Annotated in this window: 15 protein-coding genes and 1 tRNA gene; 8 read left to right on the forward strand and 8 right to left on the reverse strand. The window is 66.3% G+C overall.

From position 1 onward, the window contains the following. The first annotated feature begins 18 nt into the window (after window positions 1-18). Together ACN4F8_RS03115 and ACN4F8_RS03120 are read left to right on the forward strand one after the other, a co-directional pair. Window positions 19-711, forward strand: coding sequence for a response regulator (locus tag ACN4F8_RS03115; RefSeq protein ID WP_419472254.1), 693 nt, complete (start codon window positions 19-21; stop codon window positions 709-711). Window positions 712-766: 55 nt separating this feature from the next. After that, window positions 767-842 (forward strand) — tRNA-Phe (locus ACN4F8_RS03120). Between the two features lie 133 nt (window positions 843-975). Here ACN4F8_RS03120 and ACN4F8_RS03125 read toward each other — a convergent pair. From ACN4F8_RS03125 to ACN4F8_RS03140, 4 genes are all read right to left on the reverse strand, one after another. Further along, entirely contained in the window at window positions 976-2187 is a 1212-nt protein-coding gene (locus tag ACN4F8_RS03125; protein ID WP_419472255.1) for a tetratricopeptide repeat protein, read from the reverse strand. Window positions 2188-2383: 196 nt separating this feature from the next. Then, window positions 2384-3409, reverse strand: coding sequence for a PEP-CTERM sorting domain-containing protein (locus tag ACN4F8_RS03130; RefSeq protein ID WP_419472256.1), 1026 nt, complete (start codon window positions 3407-3409; stop codon window positions 2384-2386). A 197-nt stretch (window positions 3410-3606) separates the two neighbouring features. Next, window positions 3607-4092: a hypothetical protein gene (locus tag ACN4F8_RS03135; protein ID WP_419472257.1), complete on the reverse strand. Its 486-nt coding sequence runs from the start codon at window positions 4090-4092 to the stop codon at window positions 3607-3609. Next, a complete protein-coding gene (locus ACN4F8_RS03140) occupies window positions 4089-6167 on the reverse strand; it encodes an ATP-dependent helicase (RefSeq protein WP_419472258.1) in 2079 nt (692 codons plus the stop codon). The genes ACN4F8_RS03135 and ACN4F8_RS03140 overlap by 4 nt, the downstream gene beginning before the upstream one ends. A 100-nt stretch (window positions 6168-6267) precedes the next feature. Between ACN4F8_RS03140 and ACN4F8_RS03145 the strand changes: the two genes are divergently transcribed. The 3 genes from ACN4F8_RS03145 to ACN4F8_RS03155 are packed head-to-tail and all read left to right on the forward strand — an operon-like array spanning window position 6268 to window position 8210. Next, entirely contained in the window at window positions 6268-7230 is a 963-nt protein-coding gene (locus tag ACN4F8_RS03145) for an AEC family transporter (RefSeq protein WP_419472259.1), read from the forward strand. Window positions 7231-7290: 60 nt separating this feature from the next. After that, window positions 7291-7788, forward strand: a complete 498-nt coding sequence (locus ACN4F8_RS03150) for a GAF domain-containing protein (RefSeq protein WP_419472260.1) — start codon at window positions 7291-7293, stop codon at window positions 7786-7788. Continuing rightward, window positions 7785-8210, forward strand: coding sequence for a hypothetical protein (locus ACN4F8_RS03155; protein WP_419472261.1), 426 nt, complete (start codon window positions 7785-7787; stop codon window positions 8208-8210). The genes ACN4F8_RS03150 and ACN4F8_RS03155 overlap by 4 nt, the downstream gene beginning before the upstream one ends. Here the strand turns inward: ACN4F8_RS03155 and priA are convergent. From priA to ACN4F8_RS03175, 4 genes are all read right to left on the reverse strand, one after another. Then, window positions 8207-10390: a replication restart helicase PriA gene (priA, locus tag ACN4F8_RS03160; protein WP_419472262.1), complete on the reverse strand. Its 2184-nt coding sequence runs from the start codon at window positions 10388-10390 to the stop codon at window positions 8207-8209. The two genes, ACN4F8_RS03155 and priA, sit on opposite strands and share 4 nt — an antisense overlap. Window positions 10391-10858: 468 nt before the next feature. Next, the gene (gene hemE, locus ACN4F8_RS03165) at window positions 10859-11962 is read right to left on the reverse strand and encodes a uroporphyrinogen decarboxylase (protein ID WP_419472263.1); all 1104 of its coding nucleotides are present in this window, start codon (window positions 11960-11962) and stop codon (window positions 10859-10861) included. A 100-nt stretch (window positions 11963-12062) separates the two neighbouring features. Next, a complete protein-coding gene (locus ACN4F8_RS03170) occupies window positions 12063-12683 on the reverse strand; it encodes a redoxin domain-containing protein (protein ID WP_419472264.1) in 621 nt (206 codons plus the stop codon). A gap of 45 nt (window positions 12684-12728) precedes the next feature. Continuing rightward, complete coding sequence (locus ACN4F8_RS03175) at window positions 12729-14918, reverse strand: protein-disulfide reductase DsbD family protein (protein ID WP_419472265.1); 2190 nt, start codon at window positions 14916-14918, stop codon at window positions 12729-12731. Window positions 14919-15137: 219 nt separating this feature from the next. Here ACN4F8_RS03175 and ACN4F8_RS03180 point away from each other — a divergent pair, with 219 nt between their 5' ends. The 3 genes from ACN4F8_RS03180 to ACN4F8_RS03190 all read left to right on the forward strand — a co-directional run bounded on the left by ACN4F8_RS03180 (window position 15138) and on the right by ACN4F8_RS03190 (window position 17919). Then, a complete protein-coding gene (locus tag ACN4F8_RS03180; RefSeq protein WP_419472266.1) occupies window positions 15138-15968 on the forward strand; it encodes a creatininase family protein in 831 nt (276 codons plus the stop codon). 134 nt (window positions 15969-16102) lie between these two features. Then, window positions 16103-17113 (forward strand): ABC transporter substrate-binding protein, encoded by a 1011-nt coding sequence (locus ACN4F8_RS03185; protein ID WP_419472267.1) that lies wholly within the window; start codon window positions 16103-16105, stop codon window positions 17111-17113. Further along, window positions 17110-17919 (forward strand): ABC transporter permease, encoded by an 810-nt coding sequence (locus tag ACN4F8_RS03190; protein ID WP_419472268.1) that lies wholly within the window; start codon window positions 17110-17112, stop codon window positions 17917-17919. Before ACN4F8_RS03185 ends, ACN4F8_RS03190 begins: the two co-directional genes overlap by 4 nt. The last annotated feature ends 1 nt before the right edge of the window (window position 17920 follow it).

Consider the following 17920-nt stretch of genomic DNA (forward strand, 5'->3'; position numbering starts at 1 on the left):
AGGGAAACACACCGCGCCATGGCAACAATTCTGGTTGTAGACGATGAACTGGGCATCCGGGACTTGCTGTCCGAAATCCTGAACGACGAAGGTCACACGGTCGAACTGGCCGAGAACGCGGCCCAGGCCCGCGCCGTGCGAGCCCAGTTGCGGCCCGACCTCGTGCTGCTCGACATCTGGATGCCCGACACCGATGGCGTGACGCTGCTCAAGGAGTGGGCCAGCACAGGCTTGCTGTCGATGCCGGTGATCATGATGAGTGGCCACGCCACCATCGACACCGCGGTGGAAGCCACGCGCATCGGCGCCACCGCTTTTCTCGAAAAGCCGATCACCATGGCCAAGCTGCTCAAGGCGGTGGACCAGGGCCTCAACAAGACACCACCCAAGACCAGCACCATCGCCGCACCGGTTCGGCTGATACCCGGGCTGTCGATGGAACTCACAGTCGAAGCCGCCATGACCGGCAGCAGCCTGCCCGAGCCGCAGATGGACATGGGGCCGCAGCCGTCGCAGTCCTTCAACCTCGAAGGTCCGCTGCGCGAAACCCGCGACGAGTTCGAAAAGGCTTACTTCGAGTACCACCTCGCCAAGGAAGCCGGCTCCATGACACGGGTCGCCGAAAAAACCGGTCTGGAGCGCACCCACCTCTACCGCAAACTCAAGCAGCTCGGCGTGGACCTGGCGCGCAGCAAACGCAACGCACTTTGAGCCCCCGCGCCCGGAAAGTGGGGCGACGGAAGCTGCTACAATCTCGCTTCTCTCAGGCCCGGTAGCTCAGTTGGTAGAGCAGCGGATTGAAAATCCGCGTGTCGATGGTTCGATTCCGTCCCAGGCCACCAAATAAAATCAAGCACTTAGCCCACCTCAACAGGTGGGCTTTTTGCTTTTCTGACGGTGTTTCTGACACTGTCGGTGGTGGCCCACTGCGCACGGCTGCGCTTCGATGCGCTGTGCGCTGAAAAATGCGGAAGATCAGGAGGATCCGAGGCTGTCGAGAAGTTTCTGTGCTTCGGCCGCTGAGGGAAAATCGGGCGTCAGTGCCAATGCTTCCCGAAGCACCTTGCGCGCTTGTGCCTTGTCACCGGCTTTGGCCAGTGCCTTGCCGAGGTGGTAGCGGATCGATGGATCTCTGGGCGCGAGTTCGGTGGCTGTCATGAGCGTTGACACAGCGCCCTTGTGGTCTCCTTGCGCAAGCAGCACCGATGCCAGGGTGTCGTGGAGTTGCGCGGCGCGTGGTGCAGCAGCCACTGCACGGCGCGCCCACAACTCGGCCTGCTTGAGGTTTTGGCCACGCGCCACGGCCAGCGCAGCCAGGTTGTTCAGCGCGACGGGTTGTTTCGGATCGAGTTCAATGACGCGTTGATACGCCTTGTTCGCCGCATCAGGCTGACCGCGTTGTTGCTGGACCATCCCGGTGCGCAAATGCGGCAACGCCAGCTTGGGAGCAAGTTGAGACGCGCGTTCGTAGTGCCTGAGGGCGGGCTCTGGCAGTCCACGGCTTTCGAGGAGGTCACCTTTGAGGATGAGCCCCTCCACCAGGGTCGGTTGAATCTGCAACGCCTGATCGACCGCCTTCATCGCTGCGTCGGGCTGCTTGCGCGCGAACTCTGCCCTCGCCAGCGCCACCAGCGGAAGCGGATTGCCTTTGGCCAGGGATGCGGCCTGAGTCAATTCAGTCGCCGCTGCCGCCGGGTATCCCGCCGACAACAGCGCCTGACCCAGTGCGTAGCGAGCACCGGGATGGTCGGGCGAAATCGCCAAGGCCTCCCGGTACAGCGGGATGGCTGCCTCGGCATCGCCGCGCGAGAGCAGCATGTCGGCAAGGTCGACGCGAGGGCGGAATGCCTTGCCATCCAGCGCGGCCGCCTGTTTCAAGGCCACTTCAGCTTCGGCACGTCGGCCTTTGAGCGCCAGAAATCGACCCAGGGACGCTTGCGCGTTGGCGTCGGTCGGGTTTGCTTTCACAGCCTGCTCGATCCAGCGGCCGGCGTCATCAGTTCGCCGGGACATGAAGGCGATCTCGCCCATGGCCAGCAGCGCTGAAACCATCTGGGGGTTTTGCCGGAGGGCTTCACGAAAGCTGGTCTCGGCTGTTTTGAGATCGTTCTTTCCCAGCGCTTCAATACCGCGCCGATACGCGTCTTCGGCCACGCCGCTGGCGGGCTTTGAGATGTCGTTCACCACCGGCGCTGCCGCGAGATCAGCGGCGGCGCCTGCGAGCAAGGCCAGCACCAGCGTCGCAGCGGGCAGTGGCCGACGGGGGGCGAAGCGGAACGTGTATGTCATGAAACCATCTTAGCGGGAAGCCAAAGAAAAACCCCCGGACCGACGTGGTGCGGGGGTCTTGTCAGAGACGCTCGGAGCGTCTTCTAGGAGAGGCTCAGGCTTGTTGGCGACGGCGTGCGTAGCACAGACCCGCCAACGCGAGGCCCACCAAGGCCAGCGAACCTGGCTCGGGCACTTCGCCGACCGGGATGCCGCCGACGCCGCTGAAGCCAAAGATGAAGGTCGCCGGCGAGCCCGTGATTTCTCCACCGTCCGAGGACTGACCGAACGAGTAGAGCTCGATGTCTGCGGCGGCCACGGCTGCCAGTGCGTCAGCCTCGTTGCCTGCGGCGCCGTAGAAGATGCTGAAGGTGTACTCTTCGCCGTCATCCAGGGAGCCGAAGTTGAAGCGGAAGTAGGCGCCATGGTCATCGATTCCGTTATCGGTGAAATCGACGTCTACAGTGGCCGGGTCACGTGGGCCAAAGTCGTTCAGGGGGTTGGCGGTGTTGAACCCGTTGTTGTGCGATTTCTCGAGCAGCGTGGTCGTGGCCGTGCCTTTGATGGTGACGTACTCAGCGAACTCAGTTGGGGGAATGTCCCAGTCCATCACGCGGACGTACTTCACGTCATTCACGGTGGCGCCGGTGTCATTTCTGATCGTCACCGTGCTTTGGAACAGCGCGCTGGTGGCGCCCGATACGGCATAGGCATGGGTCACGGTCAGGCCTGCCAGACTGGTCAGGGCTGCCAAGGTTGTCACGCTCGTGGGGCCGACGCCCGTGGCAGCACCAAACGACAGGTTGACGGGTCCACCGTCGGTGGACACGTTCGCGTACCCGCTCGTGGTGCCGTTCACCGACACGCCCCAGCCTTCACAAAAGCAGCCAGGGGACGTCGAGTCTTGCCAATTGGAGCTTTCGGGTGTGCCAAAGTTGTAGGCGAGGCCCGTGCGGCTGGAGTTTTGCGCGACGTTGCCGGTCGCCGTGTTCAGCGAACCATCGTCGTTCACGCCCAATGCAACCGTCGCATTGGCCGCAAGGGCATTGTTGAAAATGACGGTGTCGGCATGTGCCGAGCCCGCCGCGATGCTGCCCAGAGCCAGTACGGCCGCAGCAACGGTGGAGTTGATGAGTTTCATGACACGTCCTTTAGCGATACATACGGCGGTATTGCCCCTCGGACGTCCCACTAGCAAAGCTTGGGCCAGCTTTTTTAACCATTAAATATCAATGACTTGCATGGCTTCCAGGCACTTTCCGCAACATTGCTGTAAAGCTCTTCGACATACCGGCATGGGTATGCGGCGGCTTGCGCGGACAAGGTTGGACTGTGGTTTCAGCGCCAGCCCGGCGCCTTTTTCAGCACAAAGTTCATCACCAGCTCACCCGCAGGTCGGCCCTCGGCGGGTCGGCGGATGCCGCGCAGTTCCTGGCCGCAGCCGGAGGGCGTCACGTTGCCTTCCCACACCGCGTCCATGGTCACGCCGTCGGCCGATTCGTCGAGGTTGAACTCGCCGCTGGTGACATCGCCCGAGACCAGCGCCTGGCGGTCGTTGCCGGGTGTCGTGCGCTTGAGGTTGCCGCGCACGCTGCCCGGGTACTCGGGGTGGCGTTCGAACAGCAAGGCGCCGGTGGACGCGGGCGCGGCTTCGCTGCCACCCTCTTGTGGCCACAGCACGAGTTGCCACAGGCCGTAGAGCTGGGCGGGCGCCATGTCGGCGGGCGCGGTGCAGACAGTCGCGGGCGTTTGGGCCGAGGCGGGCAGACCGACGGCCAGCGCCAGGGCTGCCGTTGCGATCCAGTGGTGTGGACGTGGCTTCATGGTGCGGTGTCGGCCGCTTTTTGGGCGGCCTGGTCGGTGGCGCGCTGGGCAAACTCGGCGCGCAGGGCGCGCAGTTTCTCGCGCGGGTCTTCTTTGGTGGTGGCCTGGTCCAGCGCCATCTCTTTGATGAAGCGACTGGCCTGGCCGGGAATGCTTTCGCGGCCTTTCTTGCGTCGCTTGAGCCAGCTCACGGCCAGCGTGCGCTGTGCGCGCGTGATGCCCACGTACATGAGGCGGCGTTCTTCCTGCAGTCGCTGCGCCATGTTCTCGACCGCCGCGTCGCTCTGGCCGGGTTCTTCGTCCATCTTGAACGGCAGCAGGCCTTCGTTCACACCGACCAGCATCACGTGCGGCCACTCCAGGCCTTTGGACGCGTGCAGCGTGGACAGCGTCACCACGTTCTGGTCCTTCTCGCGTTCGGAGAGGGTGGAGAGCAGCGCGATGGTCTGCACCACCTCCATCAGGCTCTTGCGTTCGGCCTCCACCTGCACACCCGCCTCGTCTTCGATCTGGCCGCCGCAGCGCCCGGCGACCCAGTCGCAGAAGTCCATCACGTTGGTCCAGCGCGCGGCCGCCACCTTTTCGTTGTCCTCGCTGTCGTACAGGTGCTTTTCGTACGCAATGTCCTTGAGCCATTCGGTGAGAAAAGCGCGCGCGGCCTCATGGCCCACGGTGTGTTTGGCGCGGTACTCGAGCTCGTTCACCGCGCGGCCGAACTCGTGCAGCGTGGCCACGGCGCGCGCGGGCAGGGCGGTGCTCAGCGAGTTGGCGAACAGGGCTTCAAACAGGCTCAGTTTGTATTGCGTGGCAAAGCTGCCCAGCGCCTGCAGCGTGGTGTGGCCGATGCCGCGCTTGGGCGTGGTGGCCGAGCGCAGAAACGCCGGGTCGTCGTCGTTGTTGACCAGCAGGCGCAGCCAGGCGCAGAGGTCGCGGATCTCGGCCTTGTCAAAGAAGCTCTGGCCGCCCGAGACCTTGTAGGGAATCTGCGCGCGGCGCAGCGACTGTTCGAACGATCGCGCCATGTGGTTGGCGCGGTAAAGAATGGCGAAGTCGCGAAACTCCTTGTGCTGTGAATTCGAGCGCAGGCTCTGGATGCGCGCCACCGCGCGTTCGGCCTCGTGGTCCTCGTTGTCGGCGTCCACCACGCGCACCGGCTCGCCTTCGCCGAGGTCGCTCCACAGCGTTTTGGGGAACAGCTTGGGGTTGGGCCCGATCACGTTGTTGGCCGCGCGCAAGATGGCGCTGGTGGAGCGGTAGTTCTGCTCCAGCTTGATGACCTTGAGCTCGGGAAAGTCCTGCGGCAATCGCTTGAGGTTGTCCAGCGTGGCGCCGCGCCAGCCGTAGATGGACTGGTCGTCGTCGCCCACGGCGGTGAAGCGCGCGCGCTCGCCCACCAGCAGCTTGAGCAGCTCGTACTGCGTGGCGTTGGTGTCCTGGTACTCGTCCACCAGCACATGGCCCATCTTCTTCTGCCAGCGCTCGCGCACATCGAGGTGCTCGGTCAGCAGCTTCAGCGGCAGGGAAATCAGGTCGTCGAAGTCCACGCTCTGGTAGGCGGTGAGGCGCTCCTCGTAGCGCCCCATGATGGTTGCGGTCACGCGCTCGTTTTCGTCCTTGGCCTGGGCCAGCGCCTGCGCGGCATTGAGGCCCGAGCTCTTCAAGGCGCTGATGGCCCACTGCCAGCCGCGCGCGGTGGCCGCGTCGTTGGTGCCGCCGCAGTCCTTGAGCAGGCTGGTGATGTCGTCGGTGTCGAGAATGGAGAACTGTTTTTTCAGGCCCAGTGCGGCGCCGTCTTCGCGCAGCAGGCGCACGCCCAGCGCATGAAAGGTGCAGATCAGCACCTTCTTCGCGTCGCGCCCCACCAGCTGTTTGGCGCGCTCGCGCATCTCAGAGGCGGCCTTGTTGGTGAAGGTGATGGCGGCGATGCGGTCGGCCGCGAGGCCGGCCTGGATGAGCCGGCCGATCTTGTGCGTGATCACCCGCGTCTTGCCCGACCCGGCGCCCGCCAGCACCAGACATGGCCCGCCCAGGTGGTTCACGGCTTCGAGTTGGGCGAGATTCAGGCCGTTGGACATGGGGGCAAAGGAGGCGGGCAGCGCAGCAAAAACACAGCGTCGGATCATACCGGGAGGGGTTGGCGCAGCAGGGGTTGTGCTGCCTGAGACAATCGCCCCCGTGCTCCACATCCTGCTCGTCACATTTCCTTTTTTTGCGCTGGTGCTCGGCGGTTTTGTGGCCGCGCGGCGCAAGATGCTGCCGCTGGATGCGATCCCGGGGCTCAACGGCTTTGTGCTGTACTTTGCGCTGCCCTGTCTGCTCTACCGTTTCGGCTCCACCACACCGATTGCCGCCCTGCTCGATGCGTCGGTGATGGGGGTGTATCTGCTGTGCGGCCTGGTGATGGTCGCGTTTGCGGTGGTCATGACGCTGAACGCCCGCATCCGCTGGAACGACGCGTCCATCGGTGCGCTGGTGGCGGCCTTTCCCAACACCGGGTTCATGGGCGTGCCTTTGCTGGCCGCGCTGTTGGGTCCGCAGGTGGCGGGCACGGTGATCCTCACGATTCTGGTGGACATGGTGGTCACCAGTTCGTTGTGCATCGCGCTCTCGCGCCTGGACGAAACCGAGGGCCACGGCGGTCGGGCCATGCTGGACGCGGGCAAGAAGGCGCTGCGCGGCGTGGTGGCCAATCCCATGCCCTGGTCCATCATCCTGGGTGCGGTGGCTTCTGCGTCTGCATTCAGCTTGCCCAAGCCGGTGGAGCAAACCGTGTGGTTGCTGGCCGATGCGGCCTCACCGGTGGCGCTGTTCACCATCGGCGCGGTGCTGGCGCGTGCGCAGATGCAGTCCAACCACCCGATGCCGCTGTCGGACTACGTGCCGGTGGTGCTGATGAAACTCCTGCTGCATCCGCTGCTCGTGCTGGCGGTGGGCACGGGGGCGATCCAGCTCGGTGTGCCGCTGTCGCCGGCGGCGCTCACCGTGATGGTGCTGGTGGCGGCCTTGCCGAGTGCGAGCAACGTCTCGCTGCTGGCCGAGCGCTTTGGCGCGGACAACGGCCGCATTGCCCGCATCATCCTGGTGACGACCGCCGCTGCGTTTCTGACGTTCTCGGCGGCCGTGACGCTGATGATCTGACGCGTCGGGAACCCACACCCTTTTTTTGAACTCAGGCCCTGGGTCCGTGAGGAGATATTCATGATGAAAGCGCCCCGACCGGGCAACGATGTCGAGCGGCTGCATGCCCTGCGGGCCTTGCTGCTGCTGGACACGCCACCCGAAGAGCGGTTTGACCGCATTGCCGCCTTCGCGGCATCCGAATTCAACGTGCCCATGGCCATGGTGTCGCTGGTGGACGAGAACCGCCAGTGGCTCAAGGCCCAGGTGGGCGTGTCCTTTTGCGAGACCGATCGCGACACGTCGTTCTGCGGCCACGCCATCATGGCACCCGCCACCATGGTGGTGCCCGACGCCACGCGCGACCCGAGGTTTGCCGACAACCCGTTCGTCACGGGCGAGCCGTTTGTGCGTTTCTACGCCGGGGCCCCGCTGAGCTTGCCCAGTGGCGACATCGTCGGCACCCTGTGTGTCATGGACACACAACCGCGCCAGATGGACCGGATCGATCTGGCCATCCTTGGCGCCTTGCGCGCCCTGGTGGTTGAAGAACTGCAGCGCCGGGAGGCTGCGACATGACCCAACTGCTCCATTCACCCACCCACTCGATGCTGGTGCTGGAACCCGATGCTGTGGTGCGCAGCACGGTGGCCGCGGTCGTCCGTGAACTTGAACTCGCCCAGGTGCAGCAGGCGGCCAGTGTGCCGCTGGGAACTCAGGTGTTGACCGAGACGGCAGTGGACGCGCTCGTGCTGTCGCTGGCCGACACCGAGGCCGCGCTGGAATTGCTCACCCGTCTGCGGGCGGGCGAGTTTCCGAGCCGGGCCGACATCCCGGTGGTGGTGTTGGCGCCGGCCTGTGACGGCCCGCTGGCCTTGCGCCTCAAACAACTGGAGGTGCTGCGCCTGCTGCTCACCCCGTTCAAGATCCGCGACGTGGTGCAGACGCTGGAGGCGCTGGCGCCCGAGCCTGCGGTGGACCCGTCAGCCGCACCGTCCTAGATCGCCAGCGGGTCCACGTCCACCGCAAAGCGCACCAGGCCGCGCGCCTCGGGCAGGCTGCGGCCGGCCAGCAGCACCGGCTGCCACGCCGACAGAAAACGCTGCAGCGCGCCGCGCGAGGCGGCTTCCACCAGCAACTGGGCGCGCTCCACATTGGCCACGCGCTGGATGGTGAGCGGCACCGCCGGGTACAGGGTCACGTCTTCAAAGTGCGGCAGGCCCACGGCGGCCTGCGCGGCGGCGTTCAGGTAGGCCTGGGCCGCCTGCTGGGTGCGGGCGTCGGCGCGCAGCAGGGCCTGGTGGCCATAGGGCGGCATGCCGGCGCTCAGCCGCTCGGCCAGTTGCGTGGTGGCAAACGCGGGAAAGTCGTGCTGCTTGAGCGAGGCAAACAGCGGGTGCTGCGGGTACCAGGTCTGCACCCACATTTCGCTGGCGGCACTCTGCGCAGCGTCGCGCCCGGCGCGGCCCGCCGCCTGCATGAGCAACGCAAACAACCGCTCGGGCGCTCGGTAGTCGCTGGCGAACAGGCCCGAGTCGGCGTTGATGCTGGCCACCAAGGTGATGCGGCGGAAGTCGTGGCCCTTGGCGATCATCTGCGTGCCGACCAGCACATCGACCTCGCCGCTGTGCATGGTGGCGAGTTGCACCTCCAGGCTGCCTTTGAGGCGGGTGGAGTCGGCGTCCATGCGCGCCACGCGCGCTGGAGCACCGTCGGGGCGTTTCACATCGGCCAGCAGCGCGGCCAGTTGCTCTTCGACCTGCTCGGTGCCACGGCCCACGGGCGCGATGTCGAGGTTGCCGCAGTCGGGGCAGGCGCGCGGCACGCGTTCGGTGAAGCCGCAGTGGTGGCAGCGCAGCGTGCGGTCGAGCTTGTGGAACACGCGGTAGGCGCTGCAGTGCGGGCAGGAACTCTTCCAGCCGCAGTCGTGGCAGGCCAGCACCGGGGCGTAACCGCGCCGGTTCAGCAGCACCAGGCACTGCTCGCCGCGCGCGATGCGCTCGGCCATGGCGGCGATCAGTGGGGGTGCAAGCACGGCACCCTTGGGCTGGTGGTTCATGTCCACCAGCCGCAGGCGCGGCAGGGCACCGCCACCAATGCGCGCCGGCATGGCCAGCCGCACATAGCGCCCCTGATCGGCCGCATGCCAGCTCTCCAGCGAAGGCGTGGCCGAGCCGAGCACCACCTGACAACGAGGGGCGTTCACGCCCTCACCCCTGCCCTCTCCCTCTGGGAGAGGGCTGGGGTGAGGGCCCGCCCGCAGCAGCTCAACTTCTTGAACCAAAGCCTCCGTCTCCACCTTCCCCCGATAAACCGCCAGATCCCGCGCCGAGTACCGCGCCCCCTCCTGGCTCTTGTAGCTCGGGTCATGTTCTTCATCCACCACGATCAGCCGCAGCCCCGGCAGGCTGGCCAGCACGGCCATGCGCGTGCCCAGCACGATGCGCGCCTGTCCGGTGTGCGCTGCGAGCCAGCTGGAGAGGCGCTGCGCCGGCGTCATGCCGCTGTGCAGGCAGACCACCGCACCGGCGCCGCACAGCGGCTCGAAGCGCTCGCGAAAACGCGCCTCCAGCTGCGGCGTGAGGTTGATCTCCGGCACCATCACCAGCACCTGCGCGTCGGTGTGGGCCTGCAGCGCACGTTGCGTGGCCTGCAGGTACACCTCGGTCTTGCCGCTGCCGGTGGCGCCGAACAGCAGCACCGGCGCCTTCGCATCGGCCAGCGCGTCCAGCGCCCGGCGTTGTTCGTCGCTGAGGTTGTGGCCATCGACCACATCACCCGCCGGCACCGGTCTGTCCACGCCGGCCTTGGTGCGGCGTTTGAGCCGGCGCGCCAATTGCACGTTGCTGAGGTCGCGCAACTGCGGCGGCAGCGCGGCCAGGGCCACCTCGCCCAGGCTGCGCTGGTAGTACCGGGCGGCAAACTGGACCAGCTGGCGCCAGCGGTCGTTGAGCGGCGGCAGGCCGTCGAGCACGCCGGCCACCGGTTTGGTTTTCGCCTCAGACAGGCCTTCGGGCGGTGTGGCCGGGCAGTCCCAGACCACGCCCAGCACCTCGCGCGCACCCAACGGCACCCGCACCAGCGTGCCGGGCGCGAGCGACAACTCACTTCGGTAGGTCAGGCAGGCCCCCACCCCGCTGTGGGCGGGGGTGGCCACCACGACGCTGGGCCAGAAAGCCATGGTTAGCGGTTCTTCCTCAGTTGAACTGTCGAAACATGGCGTAAGTCATTGATTTGGCTCAGCATCGGGACATATCCAGAATTTCTGTGGATAACTTTGTTGATAGGTTCATTTTCCGGTGCCGCAGCCCTTGAGAATCAAGGCTTTGCTTAAACTGCCTGCAAAAAAAGCAGATGTTAAAACCTATATGAATCAACAACTTGTGGAGGAATCCCGCGCGATGGGTGGCTTGTGCGGGGGTGTCGGGTTCATGGCGCACCGCAGCACAAATTTTGTGCATAAGTGAAGCTTGTCAAGTGCGTTTTTCGGCAATTTTTGTGTTAAAGCCCGCCGCAGCCCTGGTGTCATGACGGTTTCATGACGCCTTTCGGACTACTGAAAAGGCCTTGGCGCGTTCACCGCAGGCCCCGCCCGAACTGCGGATGAAGCTTCAAAAACGGGAGCGCCTGCCGCGCTCCCGGCCCGGGCTCAGGGCATGGCGCGCAAGCGCTTCGAATGAGAATGCACCGCGTTCACCAAAGCCGACACATGCTCGGGCGGCGTGTACTGGCTGATGCCGTGGCCGAGGTTGAAGATGTGGGTGGCCCCCGTGCCCGGGCCTTGGTGCGGCGTGCCAAAGCTCTCCAGCACACGCGCCACCTCGGCGTCGATCTGCCCGGGCTGCGCAAACAGCACATTGGGGTCGATGTTGCCCTGCAGCGCCTTGCCCTGCGGGCCCTCGCCCACTTGCGCACGCGCCTTGGCCAGGTTCACCGTCCAGTCCAGGCCGAGCGCATTGCAGTCCAGTGATTTCATGTCGTCCAGCCACAGGCCGCCACCCTTGGTGAAGACGATGCGCGGGATCACCACACCGTCGTGCTCGCGCTTGAGCTGGGCCAGCACGCGTTTGGTGTAGGTCAGGCTGAAGTCCTGGAAATTGCCGTCGGCCAGCACGCCGCCCCAGCTGTCGAACACCATCACGGCCTGCGCGCCGGCATCGATCTGCGCGTTCAGGTAGGCCGCCACCGCATCCGCATTGATGGCCAGGATGCGGTGCATCAGGTCCGGGCGGCTGTACATGAGTGTTTTGACTGCGCGGTAGTCGTCCGAGCCACCGCCCTCGACCATGTAGCAGGCCAGCGTCCACGGGCTGCCCGAGAAGCCGATCAGCGGCACGCGGCCGTTCAATGCCTTGCGGATGGAGGTGACCGCGTCGAACACGTAGCGCAGCTTGTTCATGTCGGGCACGGCCAGCGTGTCCACGTCGGCTTCGGTGCGCACGGTCTTCGCAAACTTCGGCCCTTCGCCGAGCGCGAACGACAGGCCCAGGCCCATGGCGTCGGGCACGGTGAGGATGTCGCTGAACAAAATGGCCGCGTCCAGCGCATAACGCTCCAGCGGCTGCAGCGTCACCTCGGTGGCGTGGTCCACGTTGGTCGCCAGGCCCATGAAGCTGCCGGCCTTGGCGCGCGTGGCGCAGTACTCGGGCAGATAACGACCCGCCTGGCGCATGAGCCACACGGGCGTGTGGTCGGTGGACTGGCGCAGGCAGGCGCGAATGAAGGTGTCGTTCTTCAGGGGAGCAAAGGGCATGGGGCGTCCGGCGGGTTGTCTGCGATGCGGACCATTATCCGGGCTGCACCGCGGGGCGCTGAACGTGGGTGACAAGGCCCCCGTGCAGAAGGGAAAGCGTTCAGGCTGACTGGTATTTGACCGAGCAACCGTAAGCCCGGCTGTTCGCCACGCTCACCGGCTTGCCGGCCTTGATCTCGGCCATGGCCTGGCGCACGTAGTTGGTGGCCTTGGGAATGTCGTCCACGCGGGCCGAGGCGATGCTGTCGATGCCGCCGGCGTACACCAGCACGCCCTGCGCGCTCACGATGTACATGTGCGGCGTGACGCGCGCCGCATAGGCCTGGCCGACCTTGCCGTCTTCGTCCATCAGCGTGGCCGTGGGGCTGGCTTTCTGCTCGGTCATCCAGCGGCCGAGCTGGGCGGGGGTCATGTAGTCGCCGCTGTCGTCGCGCGTGGAGTTGATGGCCAGCCACACACCGCCTTGCGCCACCACCTCTTTTTGCAGCGCCTGCATGTTGCCCTCGTAGTGTTTTTTCACGAACGGGCAGCCCGGGTTGTTCCACTCCAGCACCACGGGTTTGCCTTTGAACTGGGAGAGCTTCACCGGCTGGCCCGCCGTGTTCATCAAGGTGAAATCGGGTGCGGCCTGGCCCACGCTGGCGGCCTGGGCGGTGGCGGGCAGCAGCAGGCTGGCGAACGGTGAGAGCGCAGCGAAGGCGATGACGGGGCGGCGTTGCATGGCGATGACTCCTGATGGCGGAACAAAGATGGCGACAGCACAGGCTCAGAGCCGGGACAGCGCCGCGCGGACCTCCTCCACACTCAACACTTCGGACAGCACCTGGGGCGCTTGTCCGTTCTTGTAGATCGCGTACACAGGCACGCCGTTGCGGCCCAGCGTGGCCAGCGCGGCGGTCACGGCCGGGTCGCGGCGCGTCCAGTCGGCGCGCAGCAGGGCCACGTTCTTGCCGGCGATGTCGCCGAGCACGGCGGCGTCGGCCAGCGTGGTGCGCTTGTTGTACTGGCAGGTCACACACCAGGCGGCGGTGAAGTCCACAAACACCGGGCGGCCTTCGGCCACCAGGGCGGCTTGCGTTTCGGGACTCCAGGCCTGCCAGCTCACGCCGGCCTGCGCGGTGGCCACGGTCTGACCGGGTGTGGTTTCCTGCAGGCGCGTCACGTTGGGGCCGAGGGTCCAACCCAGCCAGACGAGGCCAGCGAGGGACAGGCCCGACAGAGCCGCGCGGCTTTTGCCGCGCAAGCCGAGCGACCAGACGAGCAGCGCCAGCACCACCAGCAGCATGAGCAAGCCGGCCGCGCCATCGATGCCGCTTTGCTGGCCCAGCACCCACAGGAGCCAGACCACGGTGGCGAACATCGGGAAGGCCATGCCGCGGCGGAAGGTGTCCATCCACGCGCCGGGGCGGGGCAGGGCGCGCGCCACGGCCGGTATCCAGCTGGCGGCAAGGTAAGGCAGGGCCATGCCCAGGCCCAGCACCGCAAACACGGCCAGCGCCTGCACAGGCGGCAGACCGATGGCCAGGCCCAGCGAGGCGCCCATGAAGGGCGCGGTGCAGGGTGAGGCGATGGCGGTGGCCAGCACGCCGGTGAGGAAAGCGTCCACCGTGGGGTTCTTGGCCTGCAGGCTGGCCAGGCGGCTGGGCAACACGTTGCCGAACTCGAACAGGCCGGCGAGGTTCAGGCCGATCAGCGTGAACAGCACGGCCAGCCCCGCCACCACGGCCGGGCTCTGCAACTGGAAGCCCCAGCCGAGTTGCTCGCCCGCGGCGCGCAGACCGAGCAGCAGGGCACCGAGCGCGGTGAACGAGAGCACCACGCCCGCGCTGTAGGCCAGGCCGTTGGCGCGGTGGGCCGCGCGGTCGTTGGCGTGTTTGGCAAACGCCATCACCTTGATGGCCAGCACCGGGAACACACAGGGCATGAGGTTGAGGATCAGGCCGCCGAGCAGTGCGCCCAACAAGGCCGCGCCCAGCGTGAGCGAGCTGGCGCTGCTCACAGGTGCGGCGGCGCGAGCGGCGTTGGCATCGAGTGCGGCCTGCAAGGCGTCGGGCACGGCGGCGGGCAGCGGTGCGGGCGCGGGCCAGGCGCCCTGGACCGGCACGTCCAAACGGGCGCCGGCCAAGCCCGGGCCAGAGCCGGGAGGATTGGCTTCGGCCACCACCAGCGCGAGCTGCGCGGGGCTTTCGCTGCGGTGCGGCGAGAGCGGCACGCGCGCGGTCCAGCGCTCGCCGTCCCAGGCCTGGGTCCAGGGCGCGCCGGGTTCGATCAGGCCGGTGGTCTCGGGATAGAACTCCAACGCCTTGCCGCGCCAGGCGGCGGGCAGGTTGGCCAGCGACACGTTGAGAAACCCGTCTTCGGGCTGCAGGCGGCTGTCGGCCGCAGCCTGGTCTTTGGGCGCGGCCTGGAAGCTCGCAGCGAACGCCGCACCAGAGCTGCCGGTCGAACCTTGCACGGGAATGCTCAGCGTGAAGTTGCCTTCTTCCGGGATGCACTCCTTGAGGCAGACGAGCCAGGCCGCGTAGAGCTGCACGTTGATGGCGTCGCCCTTGAAATCGGCGGCCACATTCAGCGGCACCGGCAACACCACGGTGCCGTCATAGCCGTAGTTGGCCAGGTTGCCGATGGGGAACTTGCGCGGCGTGGGCCAGGCGATGTCGCCCGCGCTCACGCCGGGCGGCAGGGTCCAGCGCAGCTCGGTGGGCAGGCCGGAGTCGCCCGCGTTTTTCCAGTAGGTGTGCCACTCGGGCGCATGGGTGAGTTGCAGGCCGACCCAGACCCTCTGGCCCGGTCCGGCGCCGTCGGGCGCGTGCGCCACGATCTCGGCGCGCGCCTGATCGCTTTGCACCACGGTCGCACTTGCGGTCGGGTTGCCGAGCAGGCTTTGGGCAGCGGCTCCCAGGGGCAGGGCGACAGCCAACAGCCAGGCACCGAGCAGGCGAAAGGCGGCAGACATGCGGGGGGAGGAGGTGGACGGCATCGTGCGTGGGTGTGTAACGGCGAACGGTGTGAGCCGCCGGGCCTGCCCAAGTTCCTCGGGCTGGCGGGTGAAACGGCTTTTGAATATAAGTCAGTGCTGTTTGCCCCGCAGGCAAGCGTGCAGGGGATCGATCGTGAAGCGCGTGCCGCTGCCCCTGGCCTGCCACGGGATGCATGCCGACCGTAAGATCGGTACATGACAAGCCCCCACCGCTTCTGGTCCGACCTCAGCACCGCCGACTTCGCGTCGCTCGACCTGGCGCGCGCCATCGCCGTGCTGCCCGTGGCCGCGATCGAGCAGCACGGCCCGCACCTGCCGCTGTCGGTGGACACGGACATCGCCAACGGCGTGGTGGCTGCCAGCCTGCCCCACATCGCACCCGATCTGCCCGCGCTCTTTCTGCCCACGCAGGCCGCTGGCTACTCACCCGAACACGCCCGCTTTGGCGGCACGCTCACGCTCAAGGCCGAGACCGTGCTGCGCCTGTGGACCGAGATCGGCGAATGCGTGGCCGCCAGTGGGGTGAAGAAGCTGGTGCTCTTCAACGCGCACGGCGGGCAGGTCGGTTTGCTGGACGTGGTGGCGCGCGACCTGCGCGCGCGCCTGGGGCTGCTGGTCTACAGCGTGAACTGGTTTCACCTGCCGCTGCTGGACGCCGAGGGCCGCGATCTGAACGCGATGTTCAGCCATGAAGAACACCGCTTCGGCATCCACGGCGGCGAGATCGAGACGTCGCTGATGCTGGCCATTGCCCCCGAGCGGGTGCGCATGGAACACGCCGCGAACTTCGCGTCGAAGTCTCAGGAGCGTGCCGGTCAGTTCAGCATCCTGGGCAACGGCAAAAGCGCCAAGCTCGGCTGGCAGATGCAGGACTACAACGCGTGCGGCGCGGTGGGCAACGCGGCGGCCGCCACGGCCGAGAAGGGGCACGCCATGCTGGAAGCGGCGGGGCGCTCGCTGGCGCGTTTGTTGGGCGAGATCGATCGGCTGCCCGCCGACACGCTGTCCCAGCGGACCCTGCCCTGACGGTCTCCCTGGCCGGCCTTCGCCGGCCGCCGTGCAGGGGTGCGCAGCACGCTCCTTGATTGCCAACCAAAGACATCATTTCGTCACATTGAGTTGATTGAATGAGGTCTTTGTTGTTCATTCAAGGAGCCCTCATGCCATCTGTCCTTCAGCGCATCACCCGCGCCGGTTTGTTCGCCGTTGCCTTCACAGGCTCGGTCGCCATGGCCCAGACCGCCATTTGCTACAACTGCCCGACCGAATGGGCGGACTGGGGCTCGCAACTGCGCGCCATCAAGGCCAAGACCGGCATCACGGTGCCGGCCGACAACAAAAACTCCGGCCAGGCCCTGGCGCAGCTGGTGGCCGAGAAGGCCAGCCCCGTGGCCGACGTGACCTACCTCGGCGTCACCTTCGCCATCCAGGCGCAGAAAGACGGCGTGGTCGCGCCCTACCAACCCGCCAACTGGAAAGACATTCCCGATGGGCTCAAGGACCCTGCGGGCCATTGGTTCAGCATCCATTCCGGCACGCTGGGCTTCATGGTCAACGTGGACGCGCTCAAGGGCAAGCCGGTGCCCAAGTCGTGGGCGGACCTGCTCAAGCCCGACTACAAAGGATTGGTCGGCTATCTGGATCCCGCATCGGCTTTTGTCGGCTACGTGGGCGCGGTGGCCGTCAACGAAGCGCGCGGCGGCACGCTGGACAACTTCGGCCCGGCCATCGACTACTTCAAGGCGCTGCAGGCCAACGAGCCCATCGTGCCCAAACAAACGTCGTACGCGCGCCTGCTGTCGGGCGAGATCGGCATCCTGCTCGACTACGACTTCAATGCCTACCGCGCGAAGTACAAGGACAAAGCCAACGTCGCTTTTGTCATCCCGACCGAAGGCACGGTGGTCGTTCCCTATGTGATGAGCCTGGTGGCCAAAGCGCCGCACACCGCCGAGGGCAAGAAGGTGCTCGACTTCGTGTTGTCGGACGAGGGCCAGGCGATCTGGGCCAAGGCGTATCTCCGCCCGGTGCGCGCGGTGGCGATGTCCAAGGACGTGGAGGCCCAGTTCCTCCCAGCCACCGAGTACGCCCGTGCCAAGACGGTGAACTACGACCGCATGGCCGCCGCCCAGCGCGCCTTCTCTGACCGCTACCTGAAAGAAGTGCGTTGACCTCGCGCCAGCGCTGGCGGCTGCTGGCCTGCGCGGCACCAGCAGCCGCCTTCTTTCTGATGTTCTGGTTGCTGCCGGTGCTGAGCCTGCTGGCGCTGCCGGCGCAGAAGGGTTGGTCTACCTACCTTGCGGTGCTGACCGACAGCCGTTACCTCCAGAGCATGGTCAACACCGTGTTGTTGTCGCTGGGGGTGACGCTGGTCACGCTGGTGCTCGGCGGCGCTGTGGGGGTGTACCTCGCGCGCCGCGAGTTCATGGGCAAGCGGGTGCTGCTGTCGCTGCTCACGCTGCCCCTGTCGTTCCCCGGCGTGATCATCGGCTTTTTCGTGATCTTGCTGGGTGGCCGGCAGGGGCTGGTGGCCGACATTTCCGACGCGCTGGCGGGTGAACGCATCACGTTTGCCTACGGTCTGCTCGGCCTGTTTCTGGCCTACCTCTACTTCTCGCTGCCGCGGGCCATCGCCACCTATGCCGCGGCTGCGGAATCGATGAACCTGCAGCTCGAAGAAGCGGCCCGCTCGCTGGGTGCGTCGCGCATGCGTGTGGTGCGCGATGTGTGGTTGCCCGAGCTCGCTCCCACCATCCTGGCCTGTGGAGCCATTTTGTTTGCCACCTCCATGGGCGCCTTCGGCACGGCCTTCACGCTGGCCAGCAAGTTCGAGGTGATCCCGATCACCATCTACAACGAGTTCACCAACTACGCCAACTTCGCGCTCGCCGCGTCGCTGTCGATCGCGCTGGGCATCGTCACATGGCTGGTGCTGTTCGTGGCTCGCCATGTCGGCGGCAGCCCGGTGGTTCGCTGAG

Source organism: Hydrogenophaga sp. (assembly GCF_048549895.1).
In the GTDB taxonomy this organism is placed as follows: Bacteria; Pseudomonadota; Gammaproteobacteria; order Burkholderiales; family Burkholderiaceae_C; genus Hydrogenophaga.

Coding starts and splice junctions, on each gene's coding strand:
- ACN4F8_RS03115 (WP_419472254.1), top strand. CDS start 19: ATGGCAACAATTCTGGTTGTAGACGATGAACTGGGCATCCGGGACTTG.
- ACN4F8_RS03130 (WP_419472256.1), bottom strand. CDS start 3,409: ATGAAACTCATCAACTCCACCGTTGCTGCGGCCGTACTGGCTCTGGGC.
- ACN4F8_RS03135 (WP_419472257.1), bottom strand. CDS start 4,092: ATGAAGCCACGTCCACACCACTGGATCGCAACGGCAGCCCTGGCGCTG.
- ACN4F8_RS03140 (WP_419472258.1), bottom strand. CDS start 6,167: ATGTCCAACGGCCTGAATCTCGCCCAACTCGAAGCCGTGAACCACCTG.
- ACN4F8_RS03150 (WP_419472260.1), top strand. CDS start 7,291: ATGATGAAAGCGCCCCGACCGGGCAACGATGTCGAGCGGCTGCATGCC.
- ACN4F8_RS03155 (WP_419472261.1), top strand. CDS start 7,785: ATGACCCAACTGCTCCATTCACCCACCCACTCGATGCTGGTGCTGGAA.
- priA (WP_419472262.1), bottom strand. CDS start 10,390: ATGGCTTTCTGGCCCAGCGTCGTGGTGGCCACCCCCGCCCACAGCGGG.
- hemE (WP_419472263.1), bottom strand. CDS start 11,962: ATGCCCTTTGCTCCCCTGAAGAACGACACCTTCATTCGCGCCTGCCTG.
- ACN4F8_RS03170 (WP_419472264.1), bottom strand. CDS start 12,683: ATGCAACGCCGCCCCGTCATCGCCTTCGCTGCGCTCTCACCGTTCGCC.
- ACN4F8_RS03175 (WP_419472265.1), bottom strand. CDS start 14,918: ATGTCTGCCGCCTTTCGCCTGCTCGGTGCCTGGCTGTTGGCTGTCGCC.
- ACN4F8_RS03180 (WP_419472266.1), top strand. CDS start 15,138: ATGACAAGCCCCCACCGCTTCTGGTCCGACCTCAGCACCGCCGACTTC.
- ACN4F8_RS03185 (WP_419472267.1), top strand. CDS start 16,103: ATGCCATCTGTCCTTCAGCGCATCACCCGCGCCGGTTTGTTCGCCGTT.